This is a genomic window from Anabaena cylindrica UHCC 0172 (assembly GCF_034931625.1).
Lineage (GTDB): Bacteria > Cyanobacteriota > Cyanobacteriia > Cyanobacteriales > Nostocaceae > Anabaena > Anabaena cylindrica_A.
This window is the reverse complement of record NZ_JAYGGY010000031.1, coordinates 1-25,186: the sequence shown is the minus strand read 5'-3', so window position 1 is coordinate 25,186 and position 25,186 is coordinate 1. Positions and strand designations below refer to the sequence as shown.

The window sequence follows — 25,186 nt, the reverse complement described above, 5'->3', positions numbered from 1 at the left end:
TGTAGTTGTCGTCATTTAAAAACCTGGAATTATGAACAATTCAAAAAGATGGATATTTTTGCTCATTGTCATCAGTTTTATTATCTACAGTGTTACTGTGCAAGCTGCTAACAGTACATTGAATAATCGCAATCTGCCCACTCGAATTGTAGAAGTTGCTAATAGTCAATCTCGATTACCTGCTAACAAACTTTTGTTGCCAGACTGGAATCGCATTTCTCTTAATCAACTACCAGGTATCAGTCAATCGGGGGCAATTGATGGTAGTCCCTATAGCCAAACTTTAGGTTATGATTTGAGTCGGACTTGGACTGTAGGAATGACTCCTGATGAATATTTGAAGTTGGGAGATATCAGTGAAGCCTTGCAAGCAGAAAAATTCTCTTTGCAAGCTATTGGAGATATCACATCTATTGATTTAAACAAGATTGCTTTGAGTGAATTTCCTTTAATTGCAGAACAAACATTGAGTCATTTAGCTAAAGTTGTTCCTCAATTAGCTCAAACACCAGTGAAAGATATTCAACCTGTTGCTACTTTACTGAAAACTCAAGGAATTGAAGCATCGAATTTAACATTAGCTCAGGTGTTAACACAATATGAAGTTGGGAACATCAAGCTGGGAGAAATTGACTTGTCCAAGTTTTCGCTGACTTCAATTCCTAATTTAGAAGCAGTACCAATTCAAGATTTAACCAATTGGATGAATAGCTTTGTTAAAAACATTCCTGGATTGGCACAAGTGCCTTTAGGATTGATGCCCAATCCTATCAGTGAAGTTGGTAGTTTAGTCATGCGAATTGATGCAGTTTATGGAATAGCAGAAAATCGCCGTAACAATACAATTTCTGGTTCAGATGTGCAAGGTTTTTCTGTCCCCTGTACTCAAAAAGATTGTGCTTATGTAGAACTAGATAATTTGGAAAATGTAGGTAAGAGCGATCGCTTGTCTTTAGAAGGTAAGCAATGGATATCCGGTAAATACCAGGAAGTTGAGGGAGGTTGGGGGATACTCAAAGCAGTTAACAATGGACGAGAACCAACGGGACGTTTACCCTTTGGCAAAGCTTTTAAAGTTGTGGTCATGGAAACAGATGAAACCGCAGATACAGTTGATACGGCTTTATACTTTCGGTTCTGCGCTTGGAAGATGGGCTGCTCACCTTATTTTATCGGACCGATTCCTTTTTTCAGCTATCAGGTGAATGCGCTGATGTTTGTAGGTAATTTGGACAACCAAAGTGAGCAGAGTGTCAGTGGTGCCAGTGTTAATACTACTTCTACACCAACGGGTGCAAATAGAGAGGTGAAAGGTAATCCTAGTCAAAGTAGCATAGCGACAAATCAAATTAATCCTTGCACATTTACCCGTGCTAATCGCTCAATTGTCAGTCAATCTTTTTACGGTGTTAATTTGCCATTACTAGGAAACGCCATTGCCGAAATTGAAAGTGCTGGTGGTGGGGATTATCAAGCTGTTGGTGTGCATACCTGTGCTGATGGGGGTTTAAATTGTGGTCGAGGACTGGGACGGTATCAGTTCATGAGTTACAACCCCTATGCAGTGCGGTTAATCGCTGCCAAGTCTGGAGGAGAAGAGTTTCTTGAGCGAGTTAAACAAGGTTATCAACCTACTGAAGCTGAATTATTTGAGTTTTTTCCTCCTGCGGATCAGGATAGGGCATTTATGGCTGATATCGCCAATAAAATTCAAGTAACTCAAACGGAAATTGACCCGATTACAGGACAATCATTCACTGGTGAACGGCTGATTGAACGAGTAGCTCAAAAGCATTTTGGTGGTGATAATAGCAAAGTTGATGCTAGTAGTTCTGATGTTTTTGGTCGTCTTAGTCTGAAAGATTATGGCAAAACTACTTTAGCTTTTTATGGCAATAATAACAGTGATAATGGAACGTTTACCTGTACTCCTAGTTTAACTTCTCGATACATTAGTAATGCTCAAAACATTGGTAATTAGAAGTATGAAATACAGCAGGAGTCAGAAGTGAAAGCCTCTTATAAGAATTGTGGCTATTGTTATAAATTAATTATCACAACAAATAAATTTGTTTAAATCATCGTTCCTTTAGGCTCTTAAAAGTTGCAATTTTCATACTTATCATCGTGGTTTTTATGACTAATTTATCTACAACCTCTATATCTTCCGAGCCAGAGACAAAGGATTTTTCTGATACTGACTTGCATTCAAAAACGCAATTAGAGCAAGCAACGGTAGACAAGTTAGCTTCTTCTTTGTCAGCCTCTTCTATTCAGTCTCAACCACTGAAAACAACAATATATCAATTACCAGAACCTCCCATGAGAATACGTTATTGGGTGCATTGGTTTCGTGTTGGTTTAAGTATCTTTTTGTTGCTTTCTGTTCTCTGTGGTTTAGGAGGATGTAGTTTGAATGCAGCAACTGTGACTTGGCACAAAGCTGTTAATCTTGTTTCTAGTTCTGTAGTGGAACAGGTAATTGTAGAAAATACAGACTTGAATCCTCAAGCATCTGTTGACAATATACTGGCTGTAAATGTGGCAGGAAAAGACGGGAAGCTGACAATTTTCAACTTTAATACTCCAGATGTTTGTGGTGCTTTGGGTTGTCTGTATGCTGGTTATTGGTTCAAACCAAATCAACCAATTACTCAGGTATTCTTGAGTTATTTAAATCCTACATTACCACCAGGAAATCAATTATTAGCAGTAGGAGAAAATCGCCATCAGCCCTTACCTTGTATCAAAGTATTGCAAACAGAAAAACAGCAATTACGACAATTAAACTTTTGTTTTAATGGCAATCGTTATCAAGTTGCAGATAGTCAACTTTTAGTTAATATGAATAAATCACGCAAATAACAGTTTTTATTAGTCAATAACCCAAACTCTGCACTTCACTTAGTAGTATAATTCAACTACATTGAAAGAAAATCCCAAATTATAAAAATTTTTGAGATTAAGTGAAAGGGTTAAGAAGGGGGATAGCACAACTATCAAAATCACGAATATTGCGCGTGACTAAAGTTAAAGGTCATTGCAGGTATTAAAAAAACAAATTAGGACGGTCTTGACGAGAGGAAATTTCTAAGAAATAATCTTCTTCAATACAGATTTGCTGGAGTTCCTTAACATCATCAGCTAACATCTTTGTTTGTTTAACTTGTTCTAGATTTTCTTGGGTATAATCTAGAGAAACCTGAGATGGGTTTAAAAAAACTTGAGTTTTTGAAAGTGAATCAAATTGTAGTAACTGTTGAATTTGTCCAGCAGTCATGATACCACTCCGATAAGCTTCTATTGCTAAAATTTCTAAGATTTTTTGGGGTAAGTCTTGCCAGTTATGTTGTAGTTGGTTGCCAATATCTTCAGGAATTTCGATAGTGATTTGCATAATTGTACCTTTTTTCCTTTCATCAGGATTAATAGGATTTATTTAATTATATATGATATTAATTGTCTGCATCATGATTTATGACTAATACCATTTTTATATGAAGCTGCACAGAATGATTCTTGCATTGACAAGGTTTTCAGACTCCTAATTATATGCAACTTCATATTAGATAGCTTTTTTAGTGAGAAACCTGCCATAGTGTTTGACTACGGCAGATTTTATGTTCAACCCAGGTAATTTGATAACATTCAACTATTCGTCATCATCGTCAAATTCAAAATCATCATCGTCCAAATCGGTTTCTAAATCGTCGTCTTCATCAAGGAAATCGTCATCTTCAATTACTTGAATTTTCCGAGGTGGTTTAGTTGTTGGTTTGGATTTACGGACAGTTTGAGTTTTACCCTTATTCTTATTCTTGTTTGGTGGTAAAACTTCCACCTCTACAGATACCGATTCTCCTGGTAAAGCAGGTAGAGATTGTGGTTCATTGAAACCAGCGATAGCATCATGCTGTTGCCAAATTAAACTTTTAGCTGTGGTTTTACCTAAATACAGTTGGGGGAAATTTTCAACTGTGGGTTTAGTGTAGGCTACAGTTTTGCAACAGTTATGTTTATTCTTACCTTCACCTTCTTTAATGGCTCTAAACTCAATTTCTAGCACCCCTAAACTCCGCCATTTATCACTTTTACCACTAAATGGTACTTGGAAATAATCAGCAAAGGTTTTCTCTAATGAACGATAAAACTCTTCACGGACTGATTTAAAACTCCAGAGAGCTACATTCTTAAACCGGACAACAACAGGAGTAGTATGTAATGGTTGATTCTTGTCATCCAGAAACATGATTGCGTGTTCTGAACAGACATCCATTGTTCTTTTATCAAGACTATGCCTGTAGTCATCATAAAGCCCAACCAACGAACCACCTACTTCTTCAACATCTGATTTATAGCGGATATATTCTGGTGCAAAAGCTAAAACCAGTAGCCGACCTTCAGTAATTAATAGTCCGGTAACATCTTCAGTTAAAGTGACAGTAGTTAAATCATCTTCTTCAGGCATTTCTAGCCAACCAGCTTTTTCTAACTGGTCTTCTGGAATCAAAAGTCCAGCAGGTTTATCGTTAACGACAATGCCATAGGGAAGAAGCGGTTTACGGACTTGGTTATAATGATCATTGAAGAGTTCTGGGTCTATTTCAAATTCGGTTTCTTCAAAGTCATAATCATCAGGTTCAGTTGCTCTGGCTTTGGTAGTTTTAGGTTTAGTAGCAGCAGTTTTGGGAGGAGATTGATGGGGGTATTTAGAGTTGTTTGTAACTTTTGATTTAACCATTGGACTGCATAAATATGATTGTCCAAAGTCTGAGGCGTTAGCCTCTAAATTTAGTACAAATTAATTATTTTATGCTAGAATATTAGGTAGATATTAACAAATCAAAGTAAAGAAACTGAGTGTGCAATAACTATTCTTAGCATAGCGTTTTATGACCAAAAATGAAATTACTGCAAATTATGACGAATCCTGGAAAGAAGCATTAAACGAATATTTTGATAGTTTCTTATCCTTTTTCTTTCCTGTGGCTTACGAAGCAATTGATTGGACAAAACCACCGGAATCACTAGACAAAGAACTGCAACAAATTACAGCTTCATCATCAACTGAAAAACGGATTGCAGATAAACTGTACAAAGTTTGGTTATTGGATAAAACACAAGCATGGATTTTAATTCATATTGAGATTCAGAGTCAATATGATGTTGACTTCCAAGAAAGGATGTACACTTATAATTACCGAGCTTTTGACCTGTATCATAAATTTGTGGTGGGTCTGGCGATTTTAGGAGACACAAGTTCCACTTGGCGACCTAACAGTTATCATCAAGCTATGTTAGATTGCGAATTAAGTTTGAAGTTCCCCATTGCTAAACTCCTAGACTATGAATCACGGTGGACTGAATTAGAATCTAATCCTAATCCTTTTGCTATCATAGTAATGGCGCATTTAAAAACCAAAGCCACCACGGGGAATTTATCAGAACGTGAGCAATGGAAATGGGTATTAATTAGAGGACTTTATGAACGAGGCTTAACAAGAGAACAAATTGTTAAACTTTTTAAAATCATTGATAAAATGATGACATTACCCAAAGAATTGCAACGAGGATTAGTAACTAAAATCAAACATTTAGAGGAGGAAAAGCAAATGCCTTTCATTAGTCCAACAGAAGAATTAGCAATGGAACGCGGTGAACAACAACTAATTATCCGGCAACTAAATCGGCGAATTGGTGGAATTGAATCATCATTCATTGAGACAATTCGGACATTAACAATTGAGCAATTAGAATTACTCGGTGAAGCACTCTTAGATTTCTCCTCTGTTACTGATTTAGAAGAATGGTTACAAAATAAACCAGAGTCTTAGATTAAGTAAAAACCCCACTTTTCATTAACTACTGTGGGGTAACATTGACAACTTCTCACTGGAATCTGGGATTTTTGGGGGAAAATAAAATATTAAATGAGCGATACCTATACCTACAGTCCGGTAAGGAATACGGTCAGCGTAGCGATAGCAAATCGCTGCTGCAAGCAGTTCGCTTGCTAGGATTTAAATATTTAGCTTTATTTACGCAGAATATTCCTTTTTCTCATCTTCCCTACTATTGACACCTCAAAATTTTTGGGCGTTCCGTGAGCGTCAGCCAAACGGATTTTTAGGTGTCAATTCTGGGTTTTTCAGCTAATCTTCTCATAAAAAATCATTCCTATAAAAAAATATCCAGAAGGTCAATTCCCTAACTTTGACTTGGTAACTAAAATTGCTGGTAAACGTATATTCAATCGCTATGAACCTTTACCAGAAAAATCTACCAAACAGCCATATCACTGCTAACTCGACATTAATTGAAGTCTCAACTTACCAACCAACACTAGCCAATATTGACTTCGGTAAATTCTTTCAACAGTACAACAACCCCCAAGGTTGGACAATGATGGCTGGACTGTTGGTAGTTTTAATACTACTGCAAATCAGTGGTACGGGTAAAGGCAAAATCACCACTGGTACAGTCTGCGGTGTCAGCGAAAAACTAGCAGCCACTAACCTCGCATTTAAGCAAATCCAAGAACACAAACATAATAAAGTTACCCTGTGGTCTGGTACACCACGTTACTGGGCAAAAGGTAAGTGGCGGGGGTTAATGGCTAACCTGCAAACCATGCTGGGTGCAGCACCTACAGTTTGGTTTCCTCATGCTGAACGGGGAACACTGGTAATAGGTGCGCCTGGTTCTGGGAAAACTTACTCAACCATTGACCGGATGCTAGAAAGTGCCATGCAGCAAGGGTTTCCAATTTTACTCTACGACAAGAAGGGCGACCAAATGCGACTCCACGCCCCCCTAGCAGCACGTTATGGCTACAAAGTGCGAGTATTTGCCCCTGGTGAAGCTTTTAGCGGTGTGATCAATCCCTTGGATTTTATGCGTGATGCACGGGATGGGGTAATGGCTGGGGAAATTGGTCAAGTCATTAACCGCAATGCTGCTAGTGGTGGTAAAAGTGACGAGTTCTTTGCTAAAGCTGGGGATTTGTTAGCAAAAGCATTATTACAGTTAGTCAAGGGTTCACCCTACCCAGATATGGCCATGCTGTATGCGGTGTTGCGGTTGCCAAAATTGGTACAACGTCTTGATCATGCTGTCCAGTCCAAACGCTTAGATGAATGGGTTGCCACCTCATTTATTCAATTTTTGAGTGCTAAGGATGCAGAAAAGACTATTTCCGGGATTTTAACCACCGCCGCAGGGACTTTTTCATCTTTTATTCAAGCTGATTTGCTGCGGGCATTCATCGGTCAATCGGATATTCCCACTCAGCTATCAGGTAGAGAAATGGTGGTGTTCAAGCTAGATGATGAACGTCGCAGTGTGGTTGGTCCTTTACTGGCAGCAGCAATGCATTTGATGATTGTCGGTAATTTGAGCCGTCCCCGTAAAGACCCGTTGATTATTTCTTTGGATGAATTACCATCAATTAAGCTGGATAGACTACCACAGTGGATTAATGAATACCGTTCTAATGGTGCTTGTTTTATTTTAGGTATCCAAAGTTTAGAGCAGCTTTATGATATTTACGGGGATAAAATGGGGAGTGCTATCGCATCAGCTTGTAGTACCCATGTTTTGTTCAATCCTGGTAATTACAAAACGGCTGAGGATTACTCAAAGCGTTACGGCGAAAAGGAAGTGCTGATTAAAAATCGGACTACTGGGCGAACTCTTGGTGGACAAATGAGCCGTTCCATTAGCTGGAGTGAGAATTTACAAAAAATGCCTGTTATCAGTGCTGATGAAATTCTCAAGTTTCCCCAAGGTAAATGTGTAATTACCAGTCCTGGTTACAGTTCCGGCGGACAAGCTTCTATTCCCTATCCTTTAATTATTCCTGTGTCGAAAACAGATGAAAAACGGGCTAAAGAAAGTGAAGCACTTTGGGACACACAAGTTAGATTGGCTTTAGAAAGTCAGGTAACAATTCCTGATCTTAAAATGTTGACACAGGCATTGTATGACCGCATTGAAGAAGCAGGACGGATGTTGCCATTACCAGATGAAGATGTGGCGACAGTACAGGAATCTAGTAATCATCAAGAACCTGATGTTTTGGAGAATTTTACAACACGAGTTTATCAAACTCCAGGGTTACAATGATAGGAAGCTGGTGGATTTTACAAAGCTATAGGATACTGTGCCTATTTTTCAACTTTAATCTAAGCAACTCCATATTTGGTATAAGGACGTTTGTAAGGGGGATGCAAGCCTAAAACAATATCTGAAGCTGGAACTCCTCTTTCCACCAACTCTTGACCAATATCAGCTTCCGTCATATTGTGCTGAATCCAGATTTTGTTATCTTTAATATCTAAATGAATGTAACAGGAATAAATGCGATTTAAGTCCTGCCAACCAACATCTAGAAGTTGATAGTGGTCATGTTCTGAATCAAAAATGAGTTGACATTCAATATTTGGCTCATTTGGGGTAGCATGGGCTGTTAATAATTCTTGGATGATTTGACGATATTTATCTGGTTTTTTCATGGGATTATCTCCTCTTTGATAAACTGTTTAAACTCCTCTACAATTATTGGTAAATCACTATCAATTTCTTGTTTTTCTTGTTCCTTAGTTATAGGACGAAACAGCCGACGACCACGACTGTCAAAACCAATCTTCTCTACAACTGCCATAAAGATAGGATAGTCCTCTGGTACTGATAAATTACCACCTTTACGTTTCAGAATTAAAAAGCTAGTAACAATTCCTAATTCACATTCTACCTGAAAGTTTTCTGGAGGTAACTGAATAGAAGCAATTAACACAGCCATTTCCTCTAATAACCATCTGCGAAAATATGCTTGCTGAGATGAAGAAAGAATGCCATTAGATAGTAAAACACAGACTATTTCACCAGGTTGTACTTGTCTTAAACATTGTTCTACAAACAAGCATTCCTGCTCTATTTGGTTTCTCAATTTGGATGTGATAATGTAACTGCCATTTTCTTGTTCTTTCCATTTGTACGCCATTTCAAATCGAGATAGTTCTGAATCTGAGATAGAATTAATTTTGCAATAAGGAGGATTAGCAAGTGCTATAGTAGGTAAAGAAATTGTTAGAGGAGAATGACTAGCGGAAATTTCAAACAGTTGTTTCCAATCATTAATTTCAAGTTCCATCAAAATAAACTCCCTTGCAACTGATTTCCTGTTTGATTCTTTTCGTATTTGATACCATTAATCAACAAGCTATTATTTGTTGACAAGCATTAATTTTTATTTTCATCAAAATAAACTTCCTTGCAACTGATTTCCTGTTTGATTCTTTTCGTATTTGATACCATTAATGACCAAGTTATTAGATGGTTGATGCTGAGGTATTGATGGGGTAATTTCATAAGTTAAATTTGGTCGAATAAAAGAAATACCTCTACCAGTTAGGGTATTACCAATGACCAAATCTCCACCCAAACTAGGAATAGGTAATCCGAAATAGGGAGCATAAAGCATAAAATTCAAACTCGCTATCTTTATTAGCAGTACATCCCATTCCCAACCTGTTAAACTAACAGCATAGTTAGACATTTCCAAGGCTAATCTGCCTGTACCCATAGCTGGTTCATAAACATGAAAAGGTGGTGCAGCAGTAGCACTAGAAACGGCTGTAACAGCCATTGCTCTAGCGGTCCAAATTGGAGTAGGATAGAATTTAGCTTTTGATTTTCCGTAACCTTCAATCGCTAATAAATGTCCTAAATAATCAAAGGGACAGGTGATTAAAAGCTTTAATTCCAATGCTTTTATAAGACGATTTTCTGCACCAGCACATCCTTCTGGTTCTGGAGGATTTGTAGTAATACTGGGATGTCCTAAAGCATAAAGTAAGTAATCTGTGAAATAGGGAATAAATCTGGAATGACTACCCCAACTTCCTTGAGGAATAGCTTGCAAACAGTTTTTTACCATCTGCAAAGCTTGAGGATTTCCTAAGTCTAAAAACTCAGTGTGTGGGATGTCTTTAGGTATTTCCCCAGTTTCTATTGTCCAACGCCATTGTTCCCATCTACCTTGATATTTATCGTCTAGATTGAGTAATTCTGGTAGCAGCCAGCCATGTTCATAAGATTTGAGTTTCATTGGCATTTATTGTTATCTATCTATATCTGCCAATGAGAGAGGCATTAGCCTCTTAAATACTGACTTCAGAAATATCAGCTAAATTTATCATTGATGACGGTATTTCCTGATTTATTTGATTTGATTGGGCATCATTTTCTTGAGGTTGATTCAGGAGTTTAATTAACCATCTTTCAGTCTGCCGATGATACTTCTTGTTCCAACGTATATTTAATCTTTGGGCTGGTTTCACGGGGTCTAATGCTAAAATCACAAGCTGCATTTGGTTAGGAATAACTGAGTATTGAATAGTCGTAGTCCACAATTTTACTCGGTCTTGCCAGCTTAACTGAGGATGACGCACAGCCCATTCATAAATTCTGGGAATACCTTGTTTAAATGCTATATTTGTGGTGACTTGAATAAAGTAATTCTCGTTATTTATTGTCAGAGGGGCAATGACTGGATTATCAACTAATAACTTTTTGCGGGCGTGAAAAATTTCGGGTGCAAGTTCCTGTACTTGAGCAACCCATTGAGCAATTTGAGGATGGGCATTTAATAAAGGTTTTACAGGTAGTTGTAAAAATAATTGTTTCATCAGCAAATGGAAGTTAGCTGCAATAATAGAATCAAATTCAGAGTGATTTGAATGATGTTTTTGATAAGGGAATAAAAGTTGTTGCTGAGTTTTATTAATTTGTTGAATATCAGCAAGATTGATTATAGGCATGGTTTGGAGAAAATTACATCTCTCCCAAGCAGCGGTTAGCTGCAAATTAATTACAGCACTTTTCTTTTTAAATTACTACACCTAAATATCCAAAAAGTTTATGGCACAAGGGTTATAGGATTTCGTTTTGTACCAAATAGTTGAGCAAAGTGCTGTATTTTGATTAATCTTGCTTAATTTTCTAACTAATTTGGCATGGGATCTCATTTATTCAGGGAATTTGTAAATAATTCCCTCTTTGTCACTGGTTTCAAAATTAGCATTAAGTTGTTTGGCTTTTTCGTCTAAATATTGTTTGGCTTCTTCAATAGATATTTGAGCAGCCAAAGCAAATTTTGTAATTGTAATTTCTCCTTCTTCTTGTTGTAATAACCGGAGAAACAGTTGCTCTCTTTCTAACTGAAATTGTTTAAGTTTCTGTTGGTGTTGTTGGCGTAAACTCCAGATAATCCATGTTCCTATAGCTGTTGATGGTAGGCCAATTACAACTATTGCTGCTAATGCCCCTTCTTTATCTTCATTAGTTTTCTTAGAATCAATTAAGTCTATAGTGCCTAGTAATAGGATAGCTAGACCAATTACTAAGAATGAACCTGCAAATATTTTTTTTAGTATTTTCATAGATGTTTTTCAGCAAATAACCAATAAATCAGCATCAGTTAGGGTAGTTGATTATGCGATAGATCCAGATAGCAAACCCGACATATTTAAAACTCGCTCAGACCAAATACCAGATTGTTCTGCAACTTCAGTACGCACTTTTTCATCTGCCCAAATGTCATCCCAAGTTAATTCCCACATCGCTAGTTGAACTTGAATATTTACTAATTCCTCAGCTTGAACAGGTTCTATTTCGGCTGCTGTCCACTCAATAAACAATTTTGTTTCTGAAATTATACTTTTCACCGCTTCTTTATAAGCAATTTGAGAAAATGACTTAATCCGTGCTAGATTAGCCGCTATATGTCCTAAGCGATTTTGTATATTGTTGAGTTGAAAGCGGGTTTGTTTTTTATCTAAATTCTCGTTCATAAAAACCATAAATTGAAAGGTTTGTTATTTTAACCTATAATAGCTTTTTTAAAGCCTACCCTATGAGTACGTTGTTAAGGGTAGGTATTTTCGCAAATTTAACAACTCAAAATGCTATGTTTCAGGTCTAGCAACTGCATCCAACAACACTAACCCCATCTGCTTCAATAAAGCAGTATTCCCATCAGGACAACCATGTTGAATTAAACATTTAGCACAGCCAGTATGACAATTACAATCTCGTGCGATCGCTCTACCAACACTAGCAAGTTTTGGCAGATGTTTAAACACAGCTTCAGCCGCACCATTGCCGCCATCACTGGTATCATAGAAGTAACCAGTGTAATTGTTATTTTCCTCTAACTCCTTCACCACAGTAAAATTCACCTGTTTGGGGTCAACTCTAGCTACAAGCTGTAATGCTCTCATAATTTGATGTCCAAAGCTGTGGATAGCAATGAAGGGACTGGAATATTCCCACAACTGTTGATAACCAGAAGGTATCGGTTCTTGACTGCGGGTTAAACTGGTTCTAGTTTCTTTAGCAAACTGTTGGATGTATTCTCGCGCACTTGAGTTAATTGTTACTTTCACCATAGGGGCGGAAAACTGGGTGCGAAATGGTTGCTCAAACTTGGCTTCTGATAGGGTTTTAACAATTACAGCTTTGCGGGTGAGTTTGCGACATAGGGGACAACGCGGTTGTTGAGGTAAGGGTTCTTTATAGTTGAGACAGCGTTTATTCAAACAAGTCTGCTCGTAAATTTGGGTCATTAAACTGTAACCACTGGTAATGTGTTTAACTTCACCAAAACTCAGTTCTAGGGTTAAGTATTCCTGACATTCTTCCACTTCAAGCAAAGGTGCAGAGTGCGAAATTTTCTCCTTTATTCTCTGTTCCTCCTTCACAGATTTTCCTATGACTACGATGTCAGTCTTGTGCGAAACTTTCCCCTTTATTTTTTGTTCCTCTTCCCCCTGTTTCTTTTCTTCTATACCATCTGGAGAAAACAGCAATGGTAAATTTACTGGGTCAGTTAACACAGTTAAACTACTGGTTTGTGATACAGTAGTTGCAACTGTAAAAATTGCCTTATCTGTTGTTTGTTTTAAAATCGCTCGTTTACTGTTAAGGTCTAAGGAAATACATTGATAAGTCAACATTTCTCCCTTCGCATTTTGGCGTTTATAAATGGCTTGGGGATGCACTTCTCGATGAGCGATATCTTCAGATATTTCCTCTAATTCTTCCCCAGAAATTGCATCTACTAATTTGATAGTTGTTTGCGATAAACCACCCCGAAAATTAACATCTTTATGGGGATAACCTTTAGCCCATAAACCATTTTTACCTTTGTGTAAATGTCCTTGGGCTAATAACAGTTTGGCGACATCAAAAGCGGCTGCACCAAAATAGTGTTTAATTTTGTTAGTGGGAATGCCTGTTTCTGCGGCTGCACACATCAAATGTTTGGCTGCAAAGATGGGATATTCGTCATTAAAAAACACTTCTTCAGATTCTCCAGATATTAGCATTTCTGGATGTTCTGCCACATAACAGTCTATGGGATTGAAAGCATTGGGAAGCAGCACTGTTATTCCTGGTTGAGAACGTCCGGCTCGACCACTGCGTTGCTGATATGCCATTTTAGAACCAGGCCAGCCACGCAATACACAACATTCTAATTCTGGTAAATCTATTCCTGCTTCTAAGGCTTCTGTGGCAATTATCCACTTGATTATACCAGATTGAAGTTGATTAACTACTTCGGCTCGACGCTCGGCAGTAATGCCACTGTAAAATGCGGTGACTTGGTTTGATTTTAACAGTTCTGTGACTTCTCGCACACTCCGCCGGGAGTTACAAAAAGCGATTCCTGATTTATTTTGATTGAGTAAAAATTGAATTATTCTGGCTGTGTCAGCAGTTAAATTGTAACTTGGTTGAGTGACAATTACTTGTCTGGGTGGTGAAGCTGCGCCACTTTTACGAAGCCAAATTAAGGGTTTAGGATTGAGTTTAGTAGGTTTTAAACCGGAGATTTTTAAAGCTAATTGTTTAGGATTTCCACAAGTAGCACTGAGGAAGATAAATTGCAGTTTTTGGGAGTCACCACCGTAATGATCTACTGCTAGTTTAATGCGGCGAATTAACCAAGCCATATTTGCGCCATAGCTACCGGAAAGGGTGTGTGCTTCATCAATTAAGATGTAGCGTAATCGTTGATAAAAGTTTGCCCAATTTGGTGATTTCCAAACTTGTTTGAGTTGGAAATGAATTAATTCGGGAGTGACACCTAATATATGGGGTTCACTGGCAAGGATTTGTTCTCTTTCTGCTGATTTAACATCTCCTGTGATCATGGCTAAGACTGGGCGATATTTTGGGGGTATGGTAGAAAGTAATTGTGAGATTTTATGGAATTGGTCAAGTGCTAAAGCTCGCAGTCCATAAAATGCTAAAGCTCGGTGTTCTTGATTGATGCAACCTTCGATAATGCCGGGGTATGTGCTGAGGGTTTTACCACTGGCTGTAGGGGAAGTGAGGATGAAACTTTTACCTGTTCTAATTGCTTCTAAGGCTTTAATTTGATGGGAGTAAAGTTGGGTGATTCCTAATGATTGTAGGGCTTTGATTAGTTGTTTTGGTAGGTCATTGGGGATGGTTTTGAGGTTAGGTTCGGTGGCGGGAATTGTTTGTTGATAGAGTATTTCTTCTCCTAGAAATTCGGTGATTTCTGTTGGTTCTGGGGGATGATTATTTGTGTGGGAATTTTCGGGAATGGGTGTGGTAGGTGGTGTCCACAGGCTTTGTAGTAATAAGCTGTAATTGGGGGTGTTCATGGTGGTGTTTTTTGAACATTGCCCTCATAAATCCCCCATTGGGGGAGTGATAATGAGTTAGGATACATATTGCTTGTACATCAATAGTAAAAATATTACACCAGAATACATACTGGCAGAGTCAAAAAATATGGATTCCTTGAATACCTTAACCAATTAAGGTATAATTTAATTTATTAAACATAAAATTACATAAACTCAAAAATTATGAAAGCTCGCCTATTCAATGGAATATACACCTTAATGCCTAATCCAAAATCAGGAGGTATGGCTAAAATTTATAAAGCAAGAGACATAAATAACGATAATCTAGTGGCGGTAAAAATATTTGAAAATGGACAAATCGAACAAGAAATTACAGATGAATCTTTTAGACGCGAAGTTTCTGCTCTTAAAGAGTTAAAACATCCCGGAATTGTTCAATTGATTGACTCAGGATTAGATGAAGAAACAGGGCATAATTTCCTTGTGCTTGAATGGATGGAAACCAACTTAGCCACAAGCTTAAAAGAATCACCATTAGCAGGATGGGATGAATTTTGGGAAAGAGTTGGATTACCCTTATTAGAAGCCTTAGCTTTTTCTCATAATAGAGAATGTATTCATCGTGATATTAAGCCTAATAATATATTAATTAATACTGAAGGAATTATCAAACTGGCTGACTTTGGAATTTCTAAAGTAAAGCGCTATTTACAACCTACAGTTACTTTAAGAGAATTTGTTTCTCGTCCTTATAGTCCTCCAGAAGAAGATGATGGTTCTTATACCTATACTCGTGATGTTTTTAGCTTTGGTGTATTAATACTGAAATGTTTAACTGAGGTAGAACTGACTACTTATGATACTATCAAGCAAGCAATAAAACAGTTTGACGCATCACCTGAAATTATTGCAATAATTGAGCGTTCTGTATCTTTGGAACCTTCCGAACGTCAACATAATGCTGAAGTCTTATTAGTAGAAATTCAAGCAATTCAAGAAAAAAGAAAAAAAGAATACCAAGTAAGACAAGGTAGCTGTTACTTAAAATTAACTTCAAGGATAGATAAGATTGCTGATGAATTAAAAGCAGATCATAATAATGAAATCGAGAAAATTATTCTTCAAGATTTGAATAGTGGATGTGCGATGTGTCGTTTTGAAAAACGTAATTCAGTAGACAGAGAAGATAAATATGAAGAGAATCAATATAAAATATTTGGAACTGATTACAGCTATCATGTCAAAATTGATGAGCGAGATCAAGATAAATTAGTTATTCTCAATGTAATGAATCTTTCTAGTTCTATACTTGAAGAAAATCGTAATCGTTATTGGCATCCACCTTATAATTTTAAATTTGGTAATTCTTCAAATAGACTTGAAGATAAAACAGTTATTAGCAATCTTAAATTATTGATTGAAGAATATGAATCAGAAATTAGACAAAAACAGGCTGAAGAAGAAAAACAAAGATTATTTAGAAATTGGGAAAATATCCTTAGAGCAAAAACAGACTGGGAAAAAGAACATCAAGCACCGCTTAACTATATCGAAGTCACCCGCCAAGAAAATCGAGCTATTTTTACTTTAGCTTCAATTACTGATGAAAATCTTGTTGAACAACCACGCCATGTTATTGTCAATAACCGTACTTTATTAAGTGGAAATGTAGAAGAAGTAAAAGAAGATAAATTAACTCTTTATATTAATTATGGCGATCCTGAAAGATTACCTAAATCTGGGGAGTTACGTTTTGACACTCGTGCTGCTGAATATGCTTTAAGGCAACAGAAAAATGCTTTAGAGGCAATTAAATATGATCGTGCTGCTCGTTCAGATATTCGTTCTTTATTAATTACACCTCAAGAAGTTAAAACACCTACTACCGAAGAGAATATTAAGTTTATTCAAAGTCTTAACCAGTCTCAAGAAGAGACAGTTGAAGCAGCACTTGGAACACAAGATTTTTTAGTCGTAGAAGGACCTCCTGGCACTGGGAAAACGACATTTATTACTGAAGTTATTTTACAAACTATCCGAGCTAATCCTCAAGCAAGAATTTTACTCACTTCACAAACTCATGTTGCCTTAGATAATGCTTTAGAAAGAATTAAAAAGCAAAATCCGGCTTTAAAAATGGTACGTATTGGCAACCATGAAAAAGTTGCAGATAATATTCATGATCTTCTACTAGAAGAACAAATAGAGCATTGGAAAAGTGAAGTTTTTAGGAGAAGTCAAGGTTTTCTGGAGAATTGGTCTAAAAAACACAATTTATCACCACAAGAAATAACAATGGCTAATCTTTTTCAAAAATTAAGAGAAGCACTGATGGAATTAGATAGGTTAAAAAAAGAAATTGAAATTTTTCAGCAAGAACAATATGAAATAACTCAAAGGGAGGAATTAAAAGCCTATTTTGAAAACTATAATTTTAATGATTTAAAAGCTGAAATACATAAGAATTTACCTGATGATATAAACCGTGAATGGGAATTCATTAATGATAAAATCAAGGGGTTAGAAAACAAAACTAAAGAAATTCGTGATCAAAGAAAAGATACAGTAAAAGAATTACATCAAGTTAGTCAAATTGATGAAGAAGAATTACTCAAAATGTCTCTATCCGAACTAGAGGGATATGAAAACATTTTAATAGATCCAAATCAACCTGAAGCTAAAAAACTCAGAACATTAATGAAAGTTCAGCAAGATTGGTTTGATATATTTGGACGTGCTGATAGTGATAGATTTAATACAGCTTTTTTAAAACAAGCACAACTGGTTGCAGGAACTTGTATTGGACTTGCAAGAAGCATTCCAGAAATAGAATTTGATTTATGTATTATTGATGAAGCATCTAAAGCAACAGCTACAGAAGTTCTTGTTCCTATTGCGCGTTCACATCGTTGGATTTTAGTCGGTGATACTAAACAGCTTCCTCCCTTTCAAGATGAAGCAAGTCGTAACTTTGATTTCCTCAATAAATATAATTTAGACTCAGAGGAAATTAAGGAGACATTATTTGCTTATTTACTCAAAACTTTACCCGATAGTAATCGCAAAATTTTAACTATTCAACATCGGATGGTTGCACCTATTGGTAATTTAATTAGCGAATGTTTTTATCAAGGTAAGATTGAAAGTGCTAGAGATGATTTAGACAATGATTTGACTCAGGTAATACCTAAACCTGTGACTTGGTTTACTACTAGTAAACTACCTGATTGTAGAGAACAAGCAGCAAATGGAAGCTATAACAATATGGCTGAAGTAAACGTAATTCTTAAAATTCTAGAACAAATAAATAAAATGGCAATTACAGTTAATAAAAAATATGGTATAGCTGTTTTAACTGGATACTCAGCACAACTAAAGCTATTTAAGAGAAAGCTAGATTCTGAGTTAAGTAATTGGGAAGCATTAACAATCAAATATAATACTGTTGACGCATTTCAAGGACAGGAAGCTGATATTGCTATTTACTCAATCACTCGTTCTAATAAAAAAGCATCTTTGGGATTTTTAAGAGATACAGAAAGAATGAATGTAGCATTATCAAGAGGAAAAGTTGGCTTGATAATTGTAGGAGATCATAACTTTTGTCGTTCTCTTAATTATAATCCTTTACATACTGTCCTTAACCATATTGAATCTCACTCAGAATCTTGTTCTTTATTCGAGGTAAAATCATGAATTTAGATGAATTGGATACGCAAAATACAAATGATACTGATGAAATTGCTAGACGTTATGATAATCGTCCTGGATTTGAATTAGTTAGTGTAGTTGAAGTTGGCTTGCCTGTAACCAAAATTAATTTAACAGCTTTAACTCTAGTCCGTAAGCCTATTCCTCCAATTGAAGAATTTATTTTAAAAGCTATTAATATTGGTTTATCTTCGCTAGAAGAAATTAGTTACTTCTTAGGTTTAGAGGAATTAATTATTAAAGACTCAATTATAAATTTAAGGCAGGCTGAAAATATTGATTTAATTGCTTCATTAGGTTCTTCTATTCAAGAATGGAAATTAACAAAAAAAGGTAAAACAACTTTAGAAGAAGCTAGAATAATTACTCCTGAAGAAAGGGGCTATCAAATTAATTTTGACAAAATGTTGTGGAAACCTCGCCGCTACGGAAGTTGGGAAGATAATAAAAGTTTATTACGTCATAAAAACTTGAAAAATAATAATATTGTAGAGATTCCTTATTATCCAGCGAGAACACCGGAATTAGCTGACCTGAATCTGAAAGATGTAGAGAAAATTATTCAAGAAAAAGAAAATGAAAAAGACGGTAGGCGCAAAAAAGAAGAAGAAAGAGATTTTAAAAGAGATTTTATAGGATTAAAAAAAATTGAACGTAGAGACAATTTTTTTCAACCTGCTTTAGCACTGGTTTATAAACAGAAGCAAGGGAATGATTGGCAAATCACTTTTGCAATTGATGGAAGAATTTCTGAAGTACATGAATCTGCTTTTACTCGTTCCAAAGGTCCGAAGAAAGACCGTATTATTAAACAGCTAAAAGAAAGTTTTTCAACTCAGATTAGATATGCAAAAATTCTAGCAGAGGAAAAGTTTGGCGATGAATTTCTTACTCTAGCAATAGAATATGAAAAACAAATTGATTCTGTTAGAGAAGAAATAAATAATCGAACTAACATTATTCAAACTGACATAGATTCTACTCGTCAAACTCTTGAAAAAGTTAATGACGATGAACAAAAAGTGGCTTTAGAAGAAAAGCTCAATAATGCTTTAGAACAAATTAAGCAATTGCAAGAACAATTAGAACAACTAATATCTTCAACGCCAATTCGTTTTATTAAAACTTATGACCATCGACCTCTGTTTGAAGAAGCACTTAAAAATAGTCAAAAACGACTTTTAATTATTTCACCTTGGATTAGAGCAACTGCTACTAATCAGTGGTTAGTTAATCAATTGGAGAAATTGGTAAGGAGAGGAGTAAAAGTTTTTATTGGTTATGGTTATGGAGATAAAGACGAAGAAGATAGGAGAGATTACGATATTAAAGCAGAAGAAGCTATACAAAAATTAGCTAAACGCTATCCAGATAATGTAGTATTCAAACGATTAGGAGATACTCACTGTAAAATTCTTATTTCAGATCAAAGGTTTGCGATTGTAGGTAGTTTTAACTGGCTATCATTTAAAGGTGATCCTAATCGAACTTTTCGAGATGAGCGTAGTACATTAGTCTCTGATCCAAATAAAATAGATGAATTGTTTAACGATGAAATAACCAGATTAATATAATTCACTGCCGTAATAAAAATATTATGCGAGCATACAAACTCAAAGAAAAAATCTCGGATAAAAGTATTTTCAGAGTTTCGTTAAAAATGCTCCATTTGTTCCACAAAATGTAAGGATTCAGATCAAGCTAAAAGAAAATATTTAAAGGAGAAACATAACCTGTAAACTTTTTGCTTGCTACTAATATTATTACAATGAAATTGGATTTTAGACAGACATCAAACATCCAATCCAAAATCCAAAATTATCCCTCAACTTCCCCTAATTAAACGACCTGAAACAACCTACAAACACCAAGAATCACCACTAGTAAATCCCTACCATTAGCACCCCTCTTAATAGACATCTCCAAATCCAAAATCATAGTCACCGCTTTAGCCAAAGCATTGATACTTGTATTCGCTACCTCCTGACGCAAATAGTAAATACGATGAGGATTACTGATATTACACAATTGAGCTAATTCACCATCTTTCTTCACCCCAGAAACCATCGCAGACTTCACCCATAACCAAGTTCTAAACTGCGTTAAAATAGTGCTGACAATCACCATTAAAGGTTGAGAACGAGACAGTAAATCATCCAACAATTGCAAAACTTGATGGCTTTTTCCTTCACGCATAGCCGCAGCCAATTGTAGGCTATTCTGAGTTTGACATGGCACTAACTCCTGTACCTCCGCAAGCTCTAATTTTCTACCCTGAGCATAGATAGACAGTTTGCGTAATTCAGAAGCTGCACGGGTCATATCATTACCAATAGCTTGTGCTAAATATGTCACTGCCTCCTCTGACAACAGCAGTTTAATTTTCTTAGCTGTAACAGCATTATCTGTGGTATTCGTGTAGAGTCTTGCAGCAAGCGAAACTATCGCCTGTTCAATCAAATCATGCCGCCAAGGTGGTATCAACGAAAACTCCAACAACTTCCCATATTTGACCAAATGCTTGTAAACCTTTAGCCGCTTATCTACATTATTAGCCACAAACACCAAAATAGTTGAATCTGGCACTTGCACCAACTGTTGCAAGGTTTCCAACTCCGTATCACCCCACTGCTTGAGGTGGCAATTTTCCACAATTACCAGTTTTTTACCACCAGTCAGGGAACGAGTACGAGCCACACTCAAAGCTTTATCAAGCTGATTATCTGAAAATCGGTGATAACATAAAGTCAGCCATTGAGAATCAATTTCTGCTTTGTACTGGTTTAGCTGTGACTGAATCGCGTGTTGGTCATCACCAGTGAGTAAGACAATCATGCTTTCACCCTTCCATTATGATTGTGATTGCTTGTTTTAATCAACACAGTTAGAGGTTTGGGACTTTGGGTAGCTCGTTGCAGCATTTTAGCGATCGCCTCTTTGCTATTCTCAAACTTTTGCAGGTAAGCTGGTGTCACCTCTAAAATTGCCTTAGATCCTTGCAATTTTACCAGATTTGCATGAGCCAACAGCTTTTGATGGTTGGGTTTAGCCTTATCCATCACCTGCTGCCATATTTGCGCTAAATTAGCAGTATTAGAAGCATTAGCGGTATTGGTTGCAACTGCTGGTAACAAGCTATCTTTACCTGGATCATCCACAGGTTTATCAGTTACCTTGTTGATGGTGTACGTGCCATAAGTTGGTAACAATTTGCCATCATGCCCAGGTTTCACATTTACCGTCTTCGTTGCACCCCCAGGCAATAAACCAGGCAGCAAATTGAGTAAACAAACCTCCAGCCACACCGCCGCATTTACCGTATACCGCAGATAATTTTCCGCTTTTTGTAACTCAGCTAAAGATAAATTCAGTGTCTCAAAGTTCCAGTGTTTGGCAAAAGCTTTGAGTTGGGTATAACTGACACAACCAGTTAGTAAAGCTTGTTCCTGCGGTGCAGACTTGATAATCAGTAAATCTCGGTATGTTTGCAGTAAATTTGAGATAATCAATTTGGGCGTTTTCCCAGAGTCTACCAAAACTCTAGCAACTTGCAGCAAGTTAAAAGTGTTGTTGGTAGAGATAGCCTGTAAAATAGCCATTAGCTCTGCTTCTGTGACACCACCAACGATTTCCATGACATGATGAGCAGTGATATCTACATCTAAAAGACTGGCTTGACCGAGTAATTGTAGCGCATCCCGTAAACCACCATTACTCAGTCGAGCGATCGCAATCAGTGCCTCTTCATTAATAGAAATAGATTCTGCATCTGCTATAATACGGAGATGCTGCACAATTGTTTGAATTGATAAAGTGCGGAAATTAAACACCTGACAACGACTGATAATGGTAGGTAAAACCTTGTGCTGTTCTGTGGTGCAAAGAATGAAGACAACATGAGGTGGTGGTTCTTCAATACATTTGAGTAAAGCATTGAAGGCATTGCCGGTTAAGCAGTGACATTCATCAAGAATAAAAATTCGATAACGTCCTGCTATTGGTGCTAAAGTACAGCGTTCAATTAAAGCACGGGCATCATCTACACCATTATTAGAAGCAGCATCAATTTCACTCACGTCTAAACTATTGCTACTTTCAATTGAACGGCAAGATTGACAAATTCCACAAGGTTTATCAGTTGGTTTTTTAGTGTTGAGGCAATTCAGAGATTTGGCAAATATGCGTGCAGTCGAAGTTTTACCTGTACCTCTAGAACCTGTTAATAAATAAGCTGGGGCAATTTGCAGGTGTTTGATAGCATTAGTTAGAGCAGTCTTAATGTAGGGTTGTCCAACCAATTCGGCTAAAGTTTGGGGGCGATATTTTTGATGTAGAGCGACTGTAGACATAGGATTTATTCATCTTAATTCGTCGCTCTTGCCCCTGTTAAGGGGGTGAGATTTTATTTTAAGCTTGTGAATAATCTACAGTTGTCTTTAACTGCTAACCAAATTTTTCAAGAACAATGGCTGATTTGAAGTCAGATAAAAAACACCTAGTTGTAACAAAGTTAACACCGGGTATTTTGAATTAGTTGGACATGAGATTACAGTTTTCTTGTGATTTGTGCAAACAACGAATGAAGTACAAAATTTAGCTACAAAGCCTTACACCACAAGGATTATACCAATGTTAGGTGTTAGGGTAGCACTTTGTGACCGCTGCTGTATGTGCGTGTCCACAAATTGTGGACATTTTGGTTTGGGACTGAGGCGAAATACTCCAATAAAATAGCCTCAAACGTATATCAAAAAGGACTTTTAGGAGTTTTACGGGGTGTTGTTATATCCGATTTTGCTGGTGTTTTTGGCTATTTGGTGTATTTCCTCCACAATAGTTTGAGACTTATTGCCAAACAAAGTTTCAATGTTTGTAGCCATTCATTCCACAAAGGGAGTAATATCGTGTCCGGTTAAACACTTATCATTAAGGCAGCAGGGGGAGAAAGAAGGATTTTCCGTTTTTTGCACAAATAGCTTCAGCAAGCCCTAATTAGCCGGACATGATCTAACGCCGTATTTTATTTATTTACTGCTGTGGAGTATACAATGGTAGTAAGAAATGACGCATAAACATTTCCACTTCTGGATTTGCTCTATCTCCATCAGGTACTAACATAGCCGGATGATCCGATTGCTGCAAGTGCATTTTGATACTTGAACTAGGAATAGCTTTAGCAGCTTCTATCAAATACTTGAGATTAAACTGGATATTCAACATCATTTCTGTTGGTACATTAGCAACAATCACCTGATCACCTTTGCCAAATTCTCGTTCAATAGATAACCGTAACTGTTGTAAATTTCCATCAAACTGCAAATAAATTCCTTTCTCTTTCTTATCAGTTAACACAGATAACCGTTCCAGTGCTTTGACTAGCGGTGCTTTTTCTAAAATTACTTCTTTCTCAAAGCTGAATTTAGCTAATAATTGCTCACAATCAGGATAAATTCCTTCCAAAACTTGACAGCTAAGAACGACATCTTGCCAAGCAAAACCCAAGCGATTACTTTGGGCATCATACAGGAGATTAATAGATTCCACATCATCATTTAAGTTACGGGCTATTTCTCTCACCACACGACCAGGCAGAGTAAATTGCATAATTTCCTCAGATGGAACTTCTTGACATGAAACTTGTTGACGAGGTTTTCTGCCAATTCCTTGAGTGGAAAGTTCAGTAATAGCAACTCGATGCCCATCAGTACCAATAAACTTTAACTTCTCCTGTGCCAGTTGGAGATGAACTCCAGTCAAGATATATTTATTTTCATCAGTGCTAACTGCATAAAGCACACCTTTTAAACCATCTTTGAAAATTGTTGTTGCTAAAGACACAGGAGTAGCATCAATTATGTTAGTAGGTGGGAATTCTTCAGCACTAATGCCTCTAATTTCATACTTACCATCGGCATCAGATAAGCACAAAGAGCAGATTTCTGTTTGCTTATCATCATCAGTAGATTGAGTAATTTGAGTTTGACTATTCAGAGAAATAGTACCATTAGGGCAATGCTTGACTATCTCCAATAAAATTTGCACTGGTACAGTAATTTCACCCTTTAATAACACTTGGGCTGCAAAACTTGCTTGAATTGTTAATGCTATATCTGTGACAGTTAGATGTATCTGTTGTGTTTCCACATCTGCAATTATGAGGACATTGGCAAGAATAGGATGACTAGGTTTAGCTGGAGTAGCACAATTCACTAAAAAGAGGGCATCGTAAAATTTAGCTTGTTCACATATTACCTCCATGCCTAATTCTCTGGGTATTGGAGAGTTTAACTTTGAGTTGGTATTTTTTTTCTTATTTCGCTTCTTTTGAATAGGTTCAATTGGTGTATCATGGTTTGCAGATGTAGGTTTATTCTTTTTAACTCCAGGTATCTCTGTGACATTTGTTGATACTTCATTGTCTATTTCAGGATTAGCAACACTTGTTTGTTTCGTCTGCTTTGCAGTCTTTATCTTTTGTCTTGGTGCTGTTTGAGTCATAATCATTTATCTCTGTTTGCGTCATTACTAAAAGACTGCGGTAGCAGAAATAAAATTATTCAGCACCATTGGTGTCAACTTAACGTAAAACCTCTATCCCGCAAGGAACTCAAGTTATCTCGTTCCCAGTCTCTGGCTGGGAATGAATTATAGAAGGCTATGCCTTCAATGAGATTAGAGGCAGAGCCTAGTGGTCTGTCAAATTTCTATTTGTGGATGAGGTTTATATTTACAGCGGAAACCGCTCTTATGAGGTACATCTTAGCCCCCTCCCCGCAAGCGATGAGGGGGTTGGG

The 25,186-nt window shown here is 36.8% G+C and carries 18 protein-coding genes; 6 read left to right on the top strand and 12 right to left on the bottom strand.

Features of this window, described 5'->3' with window-relative positions:
• The first annotated feature begins 31 nt into the window (after positions 1 to 31).
• Both VB713_RS10200 and VB713_RS10195 read left to right on the top strand, forming a co-directional pair.
• Positions 32 to 1,981 (top strand): M23 family peptidase, encoded by a 1,950-nt coding sequence (locus VB713_RS10200; RefSeq protein ID WP_323311446.1) that lies wholly within the window; start codon positions 32 to 34, stop codon positions 1,979 to 1,981.
• A gap of 155 nt (positions 1,982 to 2,136) precedes the next feature.
• A complete protein-coding gene (locus tag VB713_RS10195) occupies positions 2,137 to 2,865 on the top strand; it encodes a hypothetical protein (RefSeq protein ID WP_323311445.1) in 729 nt (242 codons plus the stop codon).
• A 184-nt stretch (positions 2,866 to 3,049) separates the two neighbouring features.
• On the opposite strand, the gene VB713_RS10190 is transcribed toward VB713_RS10195, so the two are convergent.
• Both VB713_RS10190 and VB713_RS10185 read right to left on the bottom strand, forming a co-directional pair.
• Positions 3,050 to 3,397 carry a UPF0175 family protein gene (locus tag VB713_RS10190; RefSeq protein WP_323311444.1) on the bottom strand — a complete coding sequence of 116 codons (348 nt, stop codon included), beginning with the start codon at positions 3,395 to 3,397 and terminating at the stop codon, positions 3,050 to 3,052.
• Positions 3,398 to 3,652: 255 nt separating this feature from the next.
• A complete protein-coding gene (locus VB713_RS10185; RefSeq protein ID WP_323311443.1) occupies positions 3,653 to 4,741 on the bottom strand; it encodes a DUF5895 domain-containing protein in 1,089 nt (362 codons plus the stop codon).
• A gap of 151 nt (positions 4,742 to 4,892) precedes the next feature.
• Between VB713_RS10185 and VB713_RS10180 the strand changes: the two genes are divergently transcribed.
• A complete protein-coding gene (locus VB713_RS10180; RefSeq protein WP_323311442.1) occupies positions 4,893 to 5,834 on the top strand; it encodes a DUF4351 domain-containing protein in 942 nt (313 codons plus the stop codon).
• 424 nt (positions 5,835 to 6,258) lie between these two features.
• Complete coding sequence (locus tag VB713_RS10175) at positions 6,259 to 8,124, top strand: type IV secretory system conjugative DNA transfer family protein (protein ID WP_323311441.1); 1,866 nt, start codon at positions 6,259 to 6,261, stop codon at positions 8,122 to 8,124.
• A 59-nt stretch (positions 8,125 to 8,183) separates the two neighbouring features.
• Here the strand turns inward: VB713_RS10175 and VB713_RS10170 are convergent, their stop codons facing one another.
• From VB713_RS10170 to VB713_RS10140, 7 genes are all read right to left on the bottom strand, one after another.
• Positions 8,184 to 8,513 carry a XisI protein gene (locus VB713_RS10170; RefSeq protein ID WP_015217555.1) on the bottom strand — a complete coding sequence of 110 codons (330 nt, stop codon included), beginning with the start codon at positions 8,511 to 8,513 and terminating at the stop codon, positions 8,184 to 8,186.
• A complete protein-coding gene (locus VB713_RS10165; protein ID WP_323311440.1) occupies positions 8,510 to 9,151 on the bottom strand; it encodes a type I restriction endonuclease subunit M in 642 nt (213 codons plus the stop codon). Before VB713_RS10165 ends, VB713_RS10170 begins: the two co-directional genes overlap by 4 nt.
• Positions 9,152 to 9,256: 105 nt before the next feature.
• Complete coding sequence (locus VB713_RS10160) at positions 9,257 to 10,108, bottom strand: hypothetical protein (RefSeq protein ID WP_323311439.1); 852 nt, start codon at positions 10,106 to 10,108, stop codon at positions 9,257 to 9,259.
• A 52-nt stretch (positions 10,109 to 10,160) separates the two neighbouring features.
• Positions 10,161 to 10,820 (bottom strand): hypothetical protein, encoded by a 660-nt coding sequence (locus VB713_RS10155; protein WP_323311438.1) that lies wholly within the window; start codon positions 10,818 to 10,820, stop codon positions 10,161 to 10,163.
• A 207-nt stretch (positions 10,821 to 11,027) separates the two neighbouring features.
• A complete protein-coding gene (locus tag VB713_RS10150; RefSeq protein ID WP_323311437.1) occupies positions 11,028 to 11,441 on the bottom strand; it encodes a hypothetical protein in 414 nt (137 codons plus the stop codon).
• A 51-nt stretch (positions 11,442 to 11,492) separates the two neighbouring features.
• The gene (locus VB713_RS10145; protein ID WP_323311436.1) at positions 11,493 to 11,852 is read right to left on the bottom strand and encodes a hypothetical protein; all 360 of its coding nucleotides are present in this window, start codon (positions 11,850 to 11,852) and stop codon (positions 11,493 to 11,495) included.
• Between the two features lie 114 nt (positions 11,853 to 11,966).
• Positions 11,967 to 14,696, bottom strand: a complete 2,730-nt coding sequence (locus tag VB713_RS10140; RefSeq protein ID WP_323311435.1) for a DEAD/DEAH box helicase — start codon at positions 14,694 to 14,696, stop codon at positions 11,967 to 11,969.
• A gap of 207 nt (positions 14,697 to 14,903) precedes the next feature.
• Between VB713_RS10140 and VB713_RS10135 the strand changes: the two genes are divergently transcribed.
• Positions 14,904 to 18,377 carry an AAA domain-containing protein gene (locus tag VB713_RS10135; RefSeq protein WP_323311434.1) on the top strand — a complete coding sequence of 1,158 codons (3,474 nt, stop codon included), beginning with the start codon at positions 14,904 to 14,906 and terminating at the stop codon, positions 18,375 to 18,377.
• The gene (locus tag VB713_RS10130; RefSeq protein WP_323311433.1) at positions 18,374 to 19,966 is read left to right on the top strand and encodes a phospholipase D-like domain-containing protein; all 1,593 of its coding nucleotides are present in this window, start codon (positions 18,374 to 18,376) and stop codon (positions 19,964 to 19,966) included. Before VB713_RS10135 ends, VB713_RS10130 begins: the two co-directional genes overlap by 4 nt.
• Positions 19,967 to 20,231: 265 nt before the next feature.
• Here the strand turns inward: VB713_RS10130 and holA are convergent, their stop codons facing one another.
• The 3 genes from holA to dnaN all read right to left on the bottom strand — a co-directional run bounded on the left by holA (position 20,232) and on the right by dnaN (position 24,890).
• A complete protein-coding gene (holA, locus tag VB713_RS10125; protein WP_323311432.1) occupies positions 20,232 to 21,227 on the bottom strand; it encodes a DNA polymerase III subunit delta in 996 nt (331 codons plus the stop codon).
• Positions 21,224 to 22,741: a DNA polymerase III subunit gamma/tau gene (gene dnaX / locus VB713_RS10120; RefSeq protein ID WP_323311431.1), complete on the bottom strand. Its 1,518-nt coding sequence runs from the start codon at positions 22,739 to 22,741 to the stop codon at positions 21,224 to 21,226. The genes holA and dnaX overlap by 4 nt, the downstream gene beginning before the upstream one ends.
• Before the next feature lie 679 nt (positions 22,742 to 23,420).
• Entirely contained in the window at positions 23,421 to 24,890 is a 1,470-nt protein-coding gene (gene dnaN, locus VB713_RS10115) for a DNA polymerase III subunit beta (RefSeq protein WP_323311430.1), read from the bottom strand.
• Between the last annotated feature and the right edge of the window lie 296 nt (positions 24,891 to 25,186).